The sequence below is a fragment of the Streptomyces sp. TN58 genome (assembly GCF_001941845.1).
Lineage (GTDB): Bacteria > Actinomycetota > Actinomycetes > Streptomycetales > Streptomycetaceae > Streptomyces.
Map to the genome: position 1 here is coordinate 873560 of NZ_CP018870.1, position 16107 is coordinate 889666.

Here is a 16107-nt window from a genome sequence, read left to right on the forward strand (position 1 = left end):
GTGGGGGTGGGGGTGAGGGTGGGGATCGCGGGGAGGGGGCCGGGGCGCGGGGGCCCGGCCCCGCTCAGTGCCGGGTGGCGGCGACCGGGGAGGCCGGCGCGGCGACCGCCCGGTCCAGTACCTCCTCGATCCCGGTGAGCAGGCCCCGCACGTCCTCGGGCGTGGCCGCGTGCCGGTTGTACTCGGCGGTGCCGCCGATCTCGCCGTCCCGCTCCACCAGGCCCACGCAGGCGAGGGCGGCGGCCGGGTCGGGGCTGTAGAGCTCCAGGTGGCGTGCGGGCGGGCCGGGCAGCTGGCCGACCTCGACGCCCGGCAGGTCCAGTGGTACGGCCGGGTAGTTGTGGAGGGCGAACAGGACGTTGTACGGCGGGGGTGTGCCGTCGCCGAACAGCACGTCCACGGGCAGGCGCTGGTGGGCCAGGGCGTCGGCCACCGCGGTGCGGGTGCGGTGCAGGAGGTCGCGGAAGGAGGGTCCGCCCGTGAGGTCGAGCCGGATCGGCACGACGGTGGTGTACTGGCCGACGGCGCCTTCGAGGGGTCCGGCGAACCGGCCGGCGGCCGGGGTGCCGATCACGACGGAGGTACGGCCGTCCCTGCGGGCCAGTACGACGGCGAGCGCGGCGAGCAGGGTCATGAAGGGGGTGGCCCCCTCGGCGGCGCCCAGTTCCAGCCCGGCGTCGACGGGACCGCGGGCCAGCCGTACGGGCAGGTGTCCGCGCTCGAAGCCGCCGCCGGCCCGGGCCGCCGGCGGGTCGGCCGCGAACACGGCCCGGCGGCGGGCGAGTTCGGCCGTGCCGTCGGGGCCGGCGAGCCAGCGGTGCTGCCAGTCGGCGTAGTCGGGGAACTGGAGTTCGGGCGGGGTCAGGGCGTCCGGGCCGTCGCGGTAGCCGGCGGCGAGGTCGGCGAGGAACACCCCGGAGGACCAGCCGTCGAAGAGCGCGAGGTGGGAGGCGAGGATCAGGACGTGCTCGTCGGGGGCGGTCCGCAGCAGCCGGAAGGCGCTGGTGCGGCCGCTCTCCAGGTCCAGCACGGTGGTGGCGCTCTCGGTGGTCTGCACGGCGACCCGCTCGGCGGCGGCCCGCGGGGTGAAGCCCGTCAGGTCGGCCCGGGTGAGCCGCAGGACCGGTTCCGGGTCCACGTGCAGCCGCGGCTGGTCGGCGCTGGAGCGGACCAGCCGGGTGCGCAGCGCCTCGTGCCGGCGCAGCACCCCGGTGAGGGCCGCCTCCAGCCGCCCGGGGTCCAGGGGGCCGGTCAGCCGGAGGGCGTGGGAGCCGGTGGCGGCGGCCGGGTGGGTGCGCTCGCGTCGCCACAGCCGGGTTTGCAGCGCGGTCGGCGGGACCGGCCCCGCGCCGGAGCGCGGGGCCGGGTGGGCGGGTACGGGGCGGCGGGCGGCCAGCATGAGGCGGGCGAGCTCGCGCTTGGCCTCGGGGAGCCCGGCGAGGGCTCCCTCCAGCCCGGCCGGTCCGGCCATCAGGGTCCCTCCGGCTGCTGGAGGGAGCCGAGGAGGGCGGCGGCCTCTTCGTCGCTCATGTTCTCGATCTGCTCGAAGACCGCGAGCAGCCGGTCCTGTTCGCCGGCGGCCTCGGCCTTCGCGGCCCGGACGAGGTCGGCGAGGCCGGCGACGGTGGGGCGGCCGAAGAAGTCGGCGAGGGCGATGTCGATGCCGAAGAGGGCCCGGACCCGGGAGACCACGATGGTGGCCTGGAGGGAGCTGCCGCCCAGGGCGAAGAAGTCGCCCTCGACGTCCGGGTTCTGCCATTCCAGGAGCGGGGTGAGGATGTCGCGGCAGATCTGCTCCTCGACGGCGTCGCGCGGCGGGGTACCGCCCTGCGCCGACTGCTCGGTGGGCAGGGGCAGGGCGGCGGTGTCGACCTTGCCGTGGGGGGTCAGCGGCAGCTCGTCCAGGACGACGACCACGGGGACCATGTAGCCGGGGAGCCGGACGGCCGTGTAGGCGCGCAGGCCCTCGGCGTCGGCGACCTCGGACGCGTAGGCGCCCACCTGCTCGACGGTGACGTAGGCGGCCAGCATCCGCTCGCCACCGGCGGCGGGCTGGGCGACCACGACGGCCTGCTGCACGGAGGGGTGCCCGGTCAGGACGGCCTCGACCTCCCCGGGCTCGATGCGGTGGCCGCGTACCTTGAGCTGGCGGTCGGTGCGGCCGAGGAAGTCCAGGTTGCCGCCGGGGAGCCAGCGGACCAGGTCGCCGGTGCGGTAGAGGCGGGCGGTCTCGGGGCCGTCGGCGTACGGGTTGTCGGCGAAGCGTTCGGCGGTGAGGTCGGGGCGGCCCAGGTAGCCGCGGGCCACTCCGGGGCCGGCGACGCACAGTTCGCCGGGGACGCCGGGCGGGACGGGGCGCAGCCGCTCGTCGAGTACGAAGGCCTGGTGGCCCGGCATGGGGCGGCCGATGGGCGGGTTGCGGTCGTAGCTGCCGGTGCAGTCCATCAGGGTGACGGCGACGGTCGCCTCGGTGGGGCCGTAGCCGTTGACGAACCTGCGCTCCCCCGCGGTCCATTCGGCGACGAGCCGGCCGGGGAAGGCCTCGCCGCCCACCGAGACCAGGCGCAGGTCCGGCAGGGCCGCCTGGTCGAGGAGCGGCAGGAGGGCGGGCGGGAGTTCTGCGACGGTGACCGCGTCCTCGCGCATCCGGGCCTGGAGCAGGGCGGGGTCGCGGCGTTCGTCGTCGGTGGCGATGACGAGCGAGCCGCCGGCGAGCAGGGTGGTGAAGATCTCGAAGACGGAGACGTCGAAGGTGAGGGGGGCGAACTGCAGGACCCGGTCCTCGGCCTTGATCTCGTAGGCCTTGGCGATGGTGCGGGAGAAGTGGGTGACCGAGCGGTGCTCGATCATGACGCCCTTGGGGGTTCCGCTGCTGCCGGAGGTGTAGAGCACGTAGGCGAGGTCGGCGGGGGTGGAGCTGAGGGCGAGGGAGGGGACCTCGCGGACGGGGGCCGCGGTGCCGGTGCCCACGAGTTCCAGCGGTACGGGCAGTTGCGCGCTCTCGTCGACGAGGGCGTGGCGGACCTTGGCGTCGGCCAGGACCGTACGGGTCCGCTCGGCCGGGGCGGCCGGGTCGACCGGGATGTAGTGGGCGCCGGCCTTGAGGACGCCGAGGACGCCGGCGACGGCGGCGGGGCCGCGGGCCACGCACACGGCGACGGGGTCGCCGTGGCCGACGCCCCGGTCGCGCAGCCGGTGGGCGATGGCCTCGGACCAGCGGTCGAGGGCGGCGTAGTCCAGCCTCGTGGCGCCGTGCCGGACGGCGATCGCGTCGGGGTGGATGGTGGCCCGCTCACGGAAGGCGCGGTCGAGGGTGGTGGTCCAGGCGGCCTCGTCGACGGGGCCGCCGCGGGACAGCTCGCGGGCGTGCCGGGACGCGGCGGGCTCCTCGACCAGGCTGATGTCGCCGACCTTGAGGTCGGGGTTCTCGGCGACCTGTTCCAGGACCTGCCGGAAGGCGGCGAGGAGAGCGCTGGCCGTGCCGTGGCGGTAGAGGGAGGTGTTGTATTCGAGGGAGAGTTCCAGGCCGTCGTTCTCGCCGACGAGGAAGCTCATGTCGAACTTGGCCGCGCCGTCGTGCAGTTGCTCCATGGCGAAGTCGACGTCGGCGGCCTGCGCCCGGTGGGTGCCCCAGCGGCCGAGCGAGGTGAACTCGATCTGGAAGAGCGGGTGGCGCAGCGGGTCGCGGACGGGGCGGACGGCCTCGACGACCTGCTCGAAGGGCAGTTCGCTGCTGGTGAAGGAGTCCATGACGGAGGCCGCGGTGCGGGTGACGAGCTCGCGGAAGGTGAGTCCGTCGGTGACCTCGGTGCGCAGGGTGATCATCTGGACGAAGCAGCCGATGACCTGTTCCAGGTCCGGGTGCGGTCGGGAGGCGCTGGCGGTGCCGACGACGACGTCCTCGGTGCGGGTCCAGTGGCGAAGCAGTGCGTTGAAGGCGGCCAGCAGCGTGGTGAAGACGGTGGTGTTGCCGGTGTCGGCGAGCTCGGTGAGCCGGTCCAGCAGCTTCTGGTCGAGGGTCAGCTTCAGGCCGCGGCCGTCGCCCTTCGTCTCGGGGCCGCGCGGATGGTCGGGCATGACCTCGGTGGCGACGGCGCCGGCGAGGATCTGGCGCCATTTGGCGGCGAGTGCCCGGCCGTGCTCGTCGTTCTCCAGCTTGGCCCGCTGCCAGGCCGCGAAGTCGGCGTACTCGACGGCGAGTCTGGGGGCCTCGGGGCGCCTGCCCGCGGCGGCCGCGGCGTAGCTGGTGGTCAGTTCCTCGGTGAAGATGCGGGTCGAGCCGGGGTCCCAGGCGATGTGGTGGACGACCCAGAGCAGGACGTGCCGGTCCGCGGCGAGGCGTACGAGGTGGGCGCGGACGGGCGGGGCGGCGGCCAGGTCGAAGGGGGCGGCAGCGCAGCCGGCGGTGAGTTCGGCGAGTTCGCGGTCGGCGTCCTCGCTGCCGGACAGGTCGGTGCTCTGGATGCCGAGGACGAAGGAGGGGACGGGCTCCTGCCAGGGGACCCCGTCGATCTCCACGAGTTTGCTGTGGAGGACCTGGTGGCGGGCGACGACGGCGTTGAGCGCCTCGTGCAGGGCCGCCCGGTCGAGCGGACCGCCGAGGGTTATGGAGAGGGCTATGTTGTTGCGGGCCTTGCCGGCACCGAGCTTGTCGACGAACCACATCTGCTCCTGCTGGAAGGAGGAGCGGGAGCGCGGTCCGTGGTCGGCGCGCTTGAGTTCGATGCGGCGGCCCACGCCGGCCGTCATCTGGTTGCGCATCCGGCCCAGCAGCCGGGAGCGCTGGCCCTGGGGCAGGCGGCCGAGCCGTTCGGCGAGATCAGACATGGTTTCCTCCGTTGCGGTGCAGGTCTGCGAGCAGGGCGGCGAGCCGGTCGGGCAGGTGCTTGGCGAAGTAGTGGCGGCCGCCGGGGATCACGGCGAGCGACACGTCGGCGGCGTAGCGGCCCCAGGCGCGGTAGCCGTCCTCGTAGCCGTCGGTGGCGTCGTCGGCGTCGCCGATGATGCAGGTGAGCGGGGTGGCCAGGGGCCGGTCGTAGCCGGCCGGGGTGCGGGCGAAGAAGCGGGCGGCCTCGGTCATGTCGTGCCGCACCATCCGCAGGACGGCGGTGAGGTCGCGGTCGTCGAGGACGCCGTCGAAGCCGTCCATGGTGGTCAGGTAGGCGACGAGGTCGTCGTCGCCGGAGACGCGTTCCATCTCCAGGGCGTACTCGGGGTCCTCCTCGGGGAGGGCCGCGGCGAGGTCCAGGGCGATCGGGCGCTGTCCGAGCCGTTCGAGGACGTGGGTGGTCTCCAGCGCGGTGACGACGCCGGCACAGTGACCGTAGACCGCGTACGGGCCCTGTACGGTGCGGGCGATCTCCTCGGCGGCGAGTTCGGCGAACTCGGGGACGGGCAGCATCGGGCCGGGGCGCAGCGGATCGTGGCCGGGCGGTGAGACGGCCAGCAGCTCGATGTGCGGCGGGAGCTGCGCCGCGAGGGGCTGGTAGGCGATGGCGTCGCCGCCGCCGTGCGGGAAGCAGACCAGGGTCAGGGCGGTGGTGCCGGGTTCCCGCTCGGGGGTGAGCCGGTGCAGCAGGGTGTGCGCCTGTGTGCCGGCTGCGCCGAGTTCGGCGGTGCGGGCGGCGAGGCCGGCCGGGGTCGGGTTGCTGAAGAGGTCGACGACGCGCAGGGCGGCGGCCCCGCCGTCGGGCAGGGCGGCGGCGACGGCCCGTACGGCGCGCACGGCGGCGAAGGAGTCGCCGCCCAGGGCGAAGAAGTCGTCGCCGGGGGCCACCTCGGCCACGCCGAGCACTTCGGCCCAGACGGCGGCGATGCGCAGGGCGACGGGGTCGCCGTCCGCCGGTGCGGGGGCGGGCCGGCCGGCGGTGGGGGCGGCGGAGCGCGGGTCGGGCAGGGCGCCGCGGTCGACCTTGCCGTTGGGGCTGAGCGGCAGCCGCTCCAGCAGCACCAGTTCGGCGGGGACGCAGTGCGGGGGCAGGACCGTTCCGAGTGCGGTGCGCAGGGCGGCGGTGTCGAGGTCGGCGCCGTCCTCGGGGACGACGTAGCCGACGAGGCGGTCGGAGCCGGCCGCGGTGCGGCGGGCGGCGACGACGGCTTCACGCACGCCGGGGCGGCCCTTCAGCGCGCTCTCCACCTCGCCCGGTTCGATGCGGAGCCCGTTGAGCTTGATCCGGAAGTCGGTGCGGCCGAGGAGTTCGATGGTGCCGTCCGCGCCGTAGCGGGCCAGGTCGCCGGTGCGGTAGAGGCGTTCGGTGCGGCCCGGTTCCAGTTCGACGTGGACGAACTTCTCCTCGGTGAGTTCGGGCCGGTTGAGGTAGCCGCGGGCCAGTCCGACGCCGCCGAGGTGGAGTTCGCCGGGGACGCCGACGGGGACGAGGCGGTCGTGCGGGTCGAGGACGTAGGTGTGCTGGTTGGCCATGGGGCGGCCGTACGGGAGCTTCGTCCACTGGGGGTCGACGCGGCCGACCCGGTATTCCACCGAGTGGATGGACGCCTCGGTCGCCCCGCCGAGTGCCGCGAAGGACAGGTCCGGTGCGAAGGCGCGGATCCGGTCGGGCTGGGTGACGGGGATCCAGTCGCCGCCGAGGAAGGCGGTGCGCAGCTTCGGCAGTCGGGGGCCGCCGGCGTGTTCGAGCTGGTCGACGAGGAGGCCGAGGAGCGCGGGGGCGGAGTTCCAGACGGTGACGCCGTGCCGCTCGACGAGGTCGGCCCAGTGGGCGGGGTCCTTGGCGGCGGCGGGGTCGGGCAGGACGAGGGTGCCGCCCGCGGCCAGGATGCCGAGGGTTTCGTAGACGCTCATGTCGAAGCTGGGCGAGGACAGGGCGAGGACGGAGTCGTCCGGGCCTATGCCGTAGGAGCGGTTGAGGTCGAGGAGGTTGTTGACGACGCCGCGGTGTTCGAGGGCGATGCCCTTGGGGGTGCCGGTGGAGCCGGAGGTGAAGATGACGTAGGCGAGGTCCCGGGCGGTGACGGCGGTGTCGGGCCGGGTCGCGGGCAGCTCGGCGAGCGCCGCCCGGTGGGTGTCCAGCAGCACCTGTGCGGTGCCCGCGGGGACGGGCAGCCGGCCGATGAGCTCGGCGTCCGAGACGACGATGGGCGGCGCGGCGTCCTTGAGCAGCAGGGCGAGGCGTTCGGCCGGGTAGTCCGGGTCGAGGGGTACGTAGGCGCCGCCCGCCTTGAGGACGGCGAGGATCGCGGTGACCAGGCCCGGGCCGCGGCGCAGGCACAGGGCGACGGTCCGGCCGGGGCCCGCGCCGGACTCGGTGAGCCGGTGAGCCAGCCGGTTGGCGCGCTCCTCCAGCTCCCGGTAGGTGACGCTCCAGCCGCCGAGTCCGCCGAGGACGACGGCCGGGGCGTCGGGCCGGCGGTCGGCGTGCTGCTCGAAGAGGTGGTGCAGGCAGGCGTCCTGGGGGAAGGGTGCGCGGGTGTTGTTCCAGTCGTCCAGGGCGGCGCGCCGCTCGGCGTCGGTGAGCAGCGGAAGCGCGGACAGCGGGGCGTCGGGGCGGTCGACGGCGCCTTCGAGGGTGGTGAGGAAGTGGCCGAGCAGCCGGTCCACGGTGGAGGCGTCGAACAGGGCGGTGGGGTATTCCACGAGGGCGCGGACCGCGGTGCCGGTGTCGTGGACGCTGATCATGAGGTCGTACTTGGTGGCGTGCGAGGAGAAGTCGATGGGCTCGGTGGCCAGGCCCGCGAGGCCGGGGGCGGTGTCCGGGGTCTCGTCGAGGAGGAACATCACGGACGTGAGCGGGGGCCGGCTCGGGTCGCGGGGCAGCCCGAGGGTGTCGACGATGAGGTCGAAGGGCAGTTCCTGGTGCGCGTACGCCTGGAGGGTGGTGTGGCGGGTGGCGCGGACCAGTTCGGCGAAGCCGGGGTCACCGCCGGTTCTGATGCGCAGCGGCAGGGTGTTGACGAAGAAGCCGATGAGGTCGCCGAAGGCGGGGTGGTCGCGGCCGGAGACGGACGTGCCGACGACGATGTCCTCCTGGCCGGTCCAGCGGCGCAGGGTGGCGGCGAAGCCGGCCAGCATCGTCATGTAGAGGGTGGCGCCCTCGGACTTTCCGAACTCCCGCAGCCGGGCGATGAGGTGGGGCGGGAGGTCGATGTAGCGGGAGGCTCCCTCGTGTCCGAAGACGGGAGGCCGGGGCCGGTCGGTGGGCAGGTCCACGGGTGCGGCGCCGCCCAGTTCCTCCCGCCAGAAGGAGGTCAGGCCCTCCAGCCGGTCGCCGCTGACGCGGCGGCGCTGCCAGGTGGCGAAGTCGGCGTACTGGAGGGCGAGGGGGGCGTTCGCCTCGGCGGGAGCTCCGGTGCGGGCGGCGTAGGCGCGTTCCAGTTCGGTGTAGAGGATCCGCATCGACCAGCCGTCGGTGACGATGTGGTGGAGGTTGAGCACGAGGACGTGGTCCTCGGCGCCGAGGCGGCCGAGTCCGGCCCGCAGGGGGACGGCGCCGGCCAGGTCGAAGGGGGCGCCCGCGTCGGCGTCGTAGAAGGGCCGGACGGCTTCCTCACCGGGCAGTTCGGTCAGCGGCAGGGGCAGCCGGAAGCCGTCGACCACGCGGGGCAGGGCCTCGCAGGCGCCCTCCTGGTAGGTGTAGACGGTGCGCAGGACCTCGTGGCGGTCCACGATGTCCTGGAGGGCCGCGTGCAGGGCGGGGACGTCGAGCGGGCCGCGGATGCGGGTGGCGACGGGCACGTTGTAGGCGGGGCTGCCGGGCTGGAGCTGGTCGATGAACCAGAGCCGGCGCTGTGCGAAGGAGAGCACCGGCGGGTCCGCGGGCTCGCGGGGTGCCGGCTCGGGGTCCTCCCGTACGGCGGCGCGCCCGCCGGTGCGGCCCGTCAGGGCCTGGAACAGTGCCCTGCGGGACTTCGGCAGTGCGGCTATGCGTTCGGCGAGGGACTCGCTCACCTTGAGCCTCCGTGCGTCTTCGGGAGAGGGAGTACGGCAGGGCGCGCCGCGGGAGCGCGGCGCGGGCGTGCGGGACGCGCGGGGTGCGCGGTCTGCGGGGTGCGGGAGTGCGGGTGTTCGGGAGCGGGTGCCGTCGGCGGGCACCCGCTCCCGTGGGGCCCGACCGTCAGGCGGTGACCTTGGTGTCGTCCGCGGCCGGAGATCCCTCCTCGGCGGCGTCCTCGCCGCCCGGCATCTCCTTGATCTTGGCGACCGGCCCGCCGAGCAGGGTCAGTCCGCCGATGATGGTGACGGCACCGGCCACCGCGAGGCCGCCGGTCAGTCCGATCGCCTCGCCGAGCGCGCCGCCGGCGAAGTAGCCGAGGGACAGGGCGCCGTACACCGCGGAGAGCGCGGTGCCGCTGACCCGGCCCATCTGCTCGTTCGGGGTGACACCCTGCACGAGGCTGAGGACGTGGATGTCGAACATCGGGGAGACGAAGCCGATGACGGCCTGGACCACGATCAGTCCGACGAAGCCGCCGATCGCGCCGCCCGTCGGGACGAGGATGTAGCCGGCGCCGAGCACGACCGCGGTGATGACCAGGAGGCGGCCCACCGAGAGGCTCTTGGAGACGACCTCGGAGAGCACCGCGCCGACGATGACGAAGACCGACATGACGGCGAAGGCGATGCCGACCTGGCCGGGGCTGAGGTCCAGCACCTTGTAGGCGTAGACGATCAGGATGGCGTCGCCCATCGCCGCGCCGAGGTTGACCACGACGTTGGCGGTGAACAGGCCGCGCAGGACCGGGTTGCCGAAGAGGGTCTTCATGCCCTCCTTCATCTCCGCCTTCGCGGAGGCCTTCCGCTCCTCGGTGCGCTCTCGGACGTCCCGGTGGCGGATGACCAGCAGGGCGACGAGGGAGATGAGGAAGGTGAAGGCGTCGGCGGTGATGGCGCGTGCGGCGCCGAGCAGCTGGATGAGCGCGCCGCCGGCGCCCGCGCCGACCGCCTCGGCGACGCTGCGGCTGATCTGGAGTTTGGTGTTGCCCTCGATGAGGTTCTCGGTGCCGATGAGCTGGGGCAGCCAGGACTGGTACGAGACCTCGAAGAAGGTCGTGAGGCAGCCGGTGACGCCGGCCACGATGAAGATGTGGATCATGCTGACGGAGTCGAGCGCGAATGCCAGCGGAATCGTGGCCAGGGCCAGGAAGCGGCCCAGGTCGGCGACGATCATGACGGTGCGCCTCGAAACCCGGTCGGCCACCAGCCCGGCGAACGGGGCGAGCAGCAGGAAGGGGAGGAAGCGCAGCGCGCCGAGCACGCCGACCTCCAAGGCTCCGCCGTCCAGCACCACGACCGCGAGGGTCGGCAGTGCCAGAAGGGAGATCTTGTCGCCGAAGTTGCTGACGGTCTGCCCGAACCACAGGCGATTGAAATCGGAATGCCGACCGAGTGCCATGTCGACGCCCTTTTCTGATTGGGTACGGAATTGTCGGACGGCACTGACGCTATGGGCCCCGAGTTGGGCCCCGGTTATGAATTCCGGGACTATAGAAAGCTTGTAGACATGGGATGAGCTCAGCTGGAGAAGCGTGCGATGTCGGCGCTCTCTCGGGCGATTCCGGCGGCCACGGCGGGGCTCGGCGGCTCGGTTCCGGGGAAGGGTTCGACCTTGACGGGTGTCCCCCGGCGGCCGCCCGACCAGGTGCCCACGGCCAGGCCGTCGACGACCACGGTGGCGCGGATCTGTCCGCCGCCGGGCCACACGCGGCGCTCGTGCTCGGCGGGCACCGACAGGTCCCGGCTGCGGTAGCCGACGAGGTAGTTGTCATAGGCCGGCAGCAGCCGTACGTCGGGTTCGCCGGGAGCGGGCGGGGCTTCGGGAGCGGTGTCCCGTAGGGCCGCCCAGGCGTTCCGGCCCGTCGTGGTCTTCAGCCCCGACCAGTGCACGAAGTCCAGCGCGTCGCAGGGGCCGTGGGCGGCGCGGTAGCGGCGCGCGAGCTCCCGCACGGCGGCCTCCCCCGTGTACGGCAGGGGGCTGGTGGCGGGCAGCCAGTCGTCGAGGAGGACGAAGGTGGCCTCGCCGTCGCGCTGCGGCCCGTGGCAGATGCGGCCGGCCAGGGCGGCCCGGCGGATGAGGTGGAAGGCCGACTGCCCCTTCGGCTCGACCCCGAGGGTGGTGAGCCGGTCGGTGAGCTGGGCGCGGGTGAGCGGGCCCTCCGTGCCGATCGCGTCGGCGATGAGCCGCTCCGAGCGCGCGCACAGGGAGTCGTCGAGGCCCAGTTCGCGCAGGCGGCGGCCGGCGAGCGCCAGGTAGACGGGGCCGAAGAGGGCGAGCAGCCAGCGGGCGTCGGCGGCGGGCACCAGCTGGAGGGTGCCGCGCATGAACCAGCCGCGTACGGCGGTGCGTTCGGTGTCGGTGGCCCGGCGCACGGCCTCCTGTGTCAGTCCGCGGGCCCGTGCCCGCAGTCCGAGCTCCGCCGCGGGCAGGTCCTGGGCCTGGACGGCCAGTACCCGGCCCAGGACCTCGGCGACGGAGTCCTCCCGGACCCCGCCCCCGATCGCCTGTGCGCGCGCCCTGAGCAGCCGTTCGGTCGTACGTCGTTCCACGTGTCCAGTCTTTCAGCCGAGCAGCCGCAGCCGCATCTCCTCGCGGGCCGCCACACATCCGACGGCTTCCGCGCCGCCCCAGTCCAGCAGCCGCCAGCCGTGCCAGCGCGGCGGCTCCTGCCCGTACACGGGAAGGTCGAGGCGGGCCGGCTCGTCGAGCGTGCCCGCCCCGACCTTGACCAGGGACTCCTTTCGTACCCACTGGCGCAGGAAGGCGCGCCGCGGGTGGGTGTCCGACCGCAGGGCGGCCAGCTCCCTCTCCGTGCAGACGGCCGAGGCCGTCCGCCAGTCCAGGGGGCCGTCGCCGACGGCCTCCACGTCCACGCCGACCGGTCCGCCGGCCGCGGCGGCCGCGACCCAGCCCCGGGTGTGCGCCAGGCTGACACCGGTGTCGGGCGCCTCGACGAGCCGGGGTCTGCCGTGCGGACGGTCGCACGCACCGCAGCTCTGAACGACGGTGAGGCTCTGCGCCGGGCGGCCCAGGAGCCGCCCGGCGCAGAGCCGGACCAGTGCGTGCGCGGCCAGGAAGTCGTCTCGGTCGCCGGCCGACCGGAGGGTGCCGGCGCGGTCCAGTTCGGTACGGGTCAGCAGCGCCCGTACGTCCCCGGCCGCGGCCAGCACCGCTCCGGTCGGCCCGGCCAGTGCGAGACCGGCCATCAGCGCCTGCGGCGCAGGACCGCGTAGTAGCCGGGCAGGCGCAGGGCGTCGGAGTCCGACCGGGGGTCGATGGCGTGCAGTTCTATCGCCTCGTCCTCGACGATCTCCCAGCCCTCGGCGCCGAACGCCTCGGCCAGCTCGGGCCTGGTGAAGCGGTGCGAGTGCCGGACGCCGGCCGCCTCCAGCGGGCCGACCAGGTCCTCGGCGCGGCCGCGCTTGCCGCCGACGAAGCCCAGGTAGCCGAAGGAGTTGCTGGAGTAGTCGGGCTCGTGCACGATCAGCGTGCCCGCCTCGCCCAGCAGCCGGTCGGCGACGGCGGCGAGCCGGGCCCGGGCCTCGGTGTCCAGGACGTGGAAGACGCCGCGGACGAAGATGTTGTAGGGCCCCTCGCCGAGGACCGCGGCCTGTTCGGCGTCGGTCATGTCGATCGCCAGGTAGTCGACGTTCGCCACCCCCTCGGCCTCGCGCTTGGCGTGGTCGATGGCGCTGGCGGAGACGTCGACGCCGATGACCGACGGGTAGTGCGGGGCGAGTTCGCGGCTGTAGCGGCCGTTGCCGCAGCCGAGGTCGATGAGCGGCAGGTCGGCGCGGAAGTGGCGCTGCGCCTGGTCGAGGAGCCACTGGAACTCCTCGCCGCTGTCGGCGTCCCAGATGACGTCGCCGCCGCGGCCGGTGCGGCTGATGCCGGCCCAGTAGCGCTCCCAGGCGTCGCCGGTGTCGCGCTCCTCGGCCCTGGCCGCGTCGGCGCCCTCCTCGCCGGGCGGCGGGGAGTACCGCTCCCAGGCCTCGTCCTCGCCGAGGGCCTCCAGCAGGGCCGTGAACTCCTCGAACATCGCGTCGATGAGACCGTCGGGGTAGACGGCGGGCAGGAAGTCCCAGTTGAAGGTGAGCCCTTCGGGCTTCTCGAAGACCTGGAAGTCCAGGGAGACCTGCGGGGTCTGGGAGATCCCGTAGACGGGCGCGCCCAGTTCGGTCTCCTCGTACTGCGGCGGGTGGCCGGCGAGGCTGGTCATGACGACGGGCATGGCCGGGGCGAGGGAGCCGCGCAGCTTGGTGAGCTCGCGCAGGACCTGGACCCCGCTGAAGTAGCGGTGTTCCAGGTCGGCCCAGAGGCGGCGCTGCACGGCCTGGGCCCGCCCGGCGAAGGTGGAGTCCTGCTGTTCGACGGCGAGCAGCAGGGTGGTGGTGGTGTCCGCGAGCAGCGCGTTGACCTGCGGGTGCAGCGGGAGCCGGTTGAAGAGGGGGAAGTTGATGGTGAAGCGGGCCTGCCCGGAGGCCCTGCCGAGGATTTCGGCGTAGGCGGCGGCCAGCACACCGGAGGGGGTCACCTCGCGGGCGTGTGCCCGCTCCTGGATCCGGGTCCACTGCTCCGGGGAGACGACGTGGCTGCGCCGTTCGAAGCGGACGGGCAGCTCGGGGGCGTCGGCCGGGCGCTCGGGCAGGGCCGGGGCGGGCGGGAGGGTGGCGAGGCGGTCGCGCCAGTACCACTCGGAGCGCCGGTAGATCTCGCTGTCGCGCAGCGAGTTCCCGACGGCCAGCACGTAGTCGCGGAAGGTCAGCTCCAGCGGGGCGAGTTCGGCGTCCGGTTCCACGTAGTAGGTGACCAGGTCGGGGACGAGGACCTGGAAGTAGCTCCAGGCGTCGGCGACCAGGAAGTCCAGGCAGAGGTGGATCCGGGCGCGGCCGCCGCCGAGGAGGCTGATCCGTACGTCGAACAGCGGCCAGGCGTCGGCGTCGAGGACCTGGTGGGACAGCTTCTCGCGCAGTGCGGCCAGTTCGGCCGTGCGGGTCTCCTCGTCGAGCCCGCCGAAGTCGGTGACGGGGATCTCGTACGCCGGGACCTCCTCGAAGACCTGCTGGGTGCCGTCGGGCAGCACCCGGGTGCGCAGGGCGTCGTGGCGTTCGACGAGCCGGCGCCAGGCGCTTTCGAAGCGGGGGACGTCGAGCTGCTCGCTCTCCCATTCGAAGTAGCCGTGGCAGCCGACGTTGCCGAGGTCCACGAGGCCGCCGCGGCCGATCCACAGCGCCTGCTGGCTCTCGGTCAGCGGGAACGGCTCGAAGCGTGCGGCCGGGTCGGGGACGATCGCCGGGAGGCCGCCGAAGGAGCCGCGGCCGCCGGCGCGTTCGGTGGTGACCAGGGTGGCGAGTTCGGCGACGGTGGGGCAGGCGGAGAGGTCGGACAGGCTCAGCTCGACGCCGTAGCGGCGGCGGATCTCGTCGATGAGCTGGAAGGCCAGCAGCGAGTGCCCGCCCAGTTCGAAGAAGTTGTCGTGGATGCCGACGCCCTCGGTGCGGAACGCCTCGGCCCACAGCCGGCTCAGGCCGTCCTCGACCTCGTTGCGCGGTGCCTCGTAGCCGGCGCCGACGCCGTCGCGGCCCTCCGGGGGCTCCGGCAGGCTGCGCCGGTCGACCTTGCCGTTGGGCAGCCGCGGGAGGGTGGGCAGCACGACGACGGAGGCGGGGACCATGTAGTAGGGCAGGGTACGGGCGACCTCGGCGCGCACCGTGGCCGAGTCGGGTTCGGCCCCGTCGGCCGGGGAGACGTACGCGATCAGCCGCTTGTCGCCCGGGCCGCGCTCCTGGGTGACGACGACCGCCTCGGCGATCCCGTCGAGGCGTGCGATGTGCGTCTCGACCTCGCCGAGCTCGACGCGGAAGCCGCGGATCTTGACCTGGGAGTCGGACCGGCCGAGGAGTTCGACGGCGCCGTCCTCGCGGCGGCGGGCGAGGTCGCCGGTGTCGTAGAGCACCGGGTGCGGGTCGTTGGGCAGGAAGTTGGGGAGGAACCTGGCGGCGGTGAGCTCCGGGCGGCCGTGGTAGCCGGCCGCGACCCCGGCCCCGGAGACGTGCAGCCGGCCGACCTCCCCGTCGGCCACCGGGCGGCCGTCCTCGTCCAGGAGGTGGACGCGGAGGTTGGCGATGGGGACGCCGACCGGGACCTGGCGGGTGGCGCGGACCTCGTCGGGGGTCGCCTGGCTGGTGAAGTCGGTGCCGGCGCCGAGGTCGAGGCAGGACAGCACGTTGGTGGTCTCGGTGGTGCCGTAGGTCATCACCACGCGGAAGGGGGTGTCGACGGGCGGCCAGCTGTGTACGCGCTCGGCCGTGGTCACCAGGATCCGCAGCGCCGTGTCCGCCGGCCACTCCAGCCCCCAGACGGGCTCGGCCAGCGCGGCGACGAGCATCGTGTGGGTGATGCCCTCGCCGGCCAGCCAGTCGCGGATCTGCTCGGGGGTCTGCGCCTGGCCGGCCTCGGGGATGTGGATCGCGGCGCCGGCCGGCAGGTAGGCCAGCCACTCCATGATCTGGACGGCGAAGCCGGGGGTGGACATCCAGGAGGCGCGGTCGCCGGGGCGGACGCCGTAGGCGCGGGTGGTCCAGTGGACCAGGTTGGTGAGCGCGCCGTGCCGTTCCAGGACGGCCTTGGGGGTGCCGGTGGAGCCGGAGGTGTAGATGAGGTGGCTGACGGTGTCGGGGCCGGTCACGGACGCGGGCGCGGTGTCCGGCATGCCCGCTCCGGCGGTGGACACCTCGGCGCGCGGGACGTCCTCGGGTATCCGGCGGGCGAGTTCGGCCGGGGTGAGCACGAGCAGCGGGCCCGCGTCGGCGATCATCGCGGCGAGCCGGTCGTCGGGGTTGACCGGGTCGAGGGCGACGATGGCCGCGCCCGTCTTGAGGACGGCGAGGGAGCCGAGGACGTACTCGGCGCTGCGCGGGTAGCACAGCCCGACCCGGGCCCCTGGCGCGGCGCCGCGGGCGATCAGCGCGTGCGCCAGGCGGTTGGTGGCGGCCTCCAGTTCGGCGTACGTCCAGGAGCGGTCGCCCTGCGCGAGGGCGGTGGCGGTGGGGGTGCGGGCGGCCTGGGCGGCGAGGAGTTCTGGGTATCCGGTCGCGGGGAACGCGGCGTCCGAGCGGTTGAAGTCGACGAGTGCGGTGGTCACAGTACGGGCCCT

The 16107-nt window shown here is 74.0% G+C and carries 7 protein-coding genes; all 7 read right to left on the bottom strand.

The window, feature by feature from the left end:
• Nucleotides 1-64: 64 nt before the first annotated feature.
• The 7 genes from BSL84_RS04075 to BSL84_RS04105 all read right to left on the bottom strand — a co-directional run bounded on the left by BSL84_RS04075 (nucleotide 65) and on the right by BSL84_RS04105 (nucleotide 16095).
• Nucleotides 65-1471: a condensation domain-containing protein gene (locus BSL84_RS04075; protein WP_045322509.1), complete on the bottom strand. Its 1407-nt coding sequence runs from the start codon at nucleotides 1469-1471 to the stop codon at nucleotides 65-67.
• Nucleotides 1471-4827, bottom strand: coding sequence for a non-ribosomal peptide synthetase (locus BSL84_RS04080; protein WP_075969825.1), 3357 nt, complete (start codon nucleotides 4825-4827; stop codon nucleotides 1471-1473). Before BSL84_RS04080 ends, BSL84_RS04075 begins: the two co-directional genes overlap by 1 nt.
• The gene (locus tag BSL84_RS04085) at nucleotides 4820-8905 is read right to left on the bottom strand and encodes a non-ribosomal peptide synthetase (RefSeq protein ID WP_075969826.1); all 4086 of its coding nucleotides are present in this window, start codon (nucleotides 8903-8905) and stop codon (nucleotides 4820-4822) included. Before BSL84_RS04085 ends, BSL84_RS04080 begins: the two co-directional genes overlap by 8 nt.
• A 166-nt stretch (nucleotides 8906-9071) precedes the next feature.
• On the bottom strand, nucleotides 9072-10349 hold the full coding sequence (locus BSL84_RS04090) for an MFS transporter (RefSeq protein WP_030030311.1): 1278 nt from the start codon (nucleotides 10347-10349) through the stop codon (nucleotides 9072-9074).
• Between the two features lie 119 nt (nucleotides 10350-10468).
• On the bottom strand, nucleotides 10469-11500 hold the full coding sequence (locus BSL84_RS04095; protein ID WP_045322510.1) for a winged helix DNA-binding domain-containing protein: 1032 nt from the start codon (nucleotides 11498-11500) through the stop codon (nucleotides 10469-10471).
• A gap of 12 nt (nucleotides 11501-11512) precedes the next feature.
• Nucleotides 11513-12157, bottom strand: a complete 645-nt coding sequence (locus BSL84_RS04100; protein ID WP_075969827.1) for a 4'-phosphopantetheinyl transferase family protein — start codon at nucleotides 12155-12157, stop codon at nucleotides 11513-11515.
• On the bottom strand, nucleotides 12157-16095 hold the full coding sequence (locus BSL84_RS04105; protein WP_075969828.1) for a non-ribosomal peptide synthetase: 3939 nt from the start codon (nucleotides 16093-16095) through the stop codon (nucleotides 12157-12159). Before BSL84_RS04105 ends, BSL84_RS04100 begins: the two co-directional genes overlap by 1 nt.
• Between the last annotated feature and the right edge of the window lie 12 nt (nucleotides 16096-16107).

What these genes read in the sequence shown, in the direction of transcription:
- BSL84_RS04075 (WP_045322509.1), bottom strand. Translation starts at nt 1,471, where the DNA reads ATGGCCGGACCGGCCGGGCTGGAGGGAGCCCTCGCCGGGCTCCCCGAG.
- BSL84_RS04100 (WP_075969827.1), bottom strand. Translation starts at nt 12,157, where the DNA reads ATGGCCGGTCTCGCACTGGCCGGGCCGACCGGAGCGGTGCTGGCCGCG.
- BSL84_RS04090 (WP_030030311.1), bottom strand. Translation starts at nt 10,349, where the DNA reads ATGGCACTCGGTCGGCATTCCGATTTCAATCGCCTGTGGTTCGGGCAG.
- BSL84_RS04080 (WP_075969825.1), bottom strand. Translation starts at nt 4,827, where the DNA reads ATGTCTGATCTCGCCGAACGGCTCGGCCGCCTGCCCCAGGGCCAGCGC.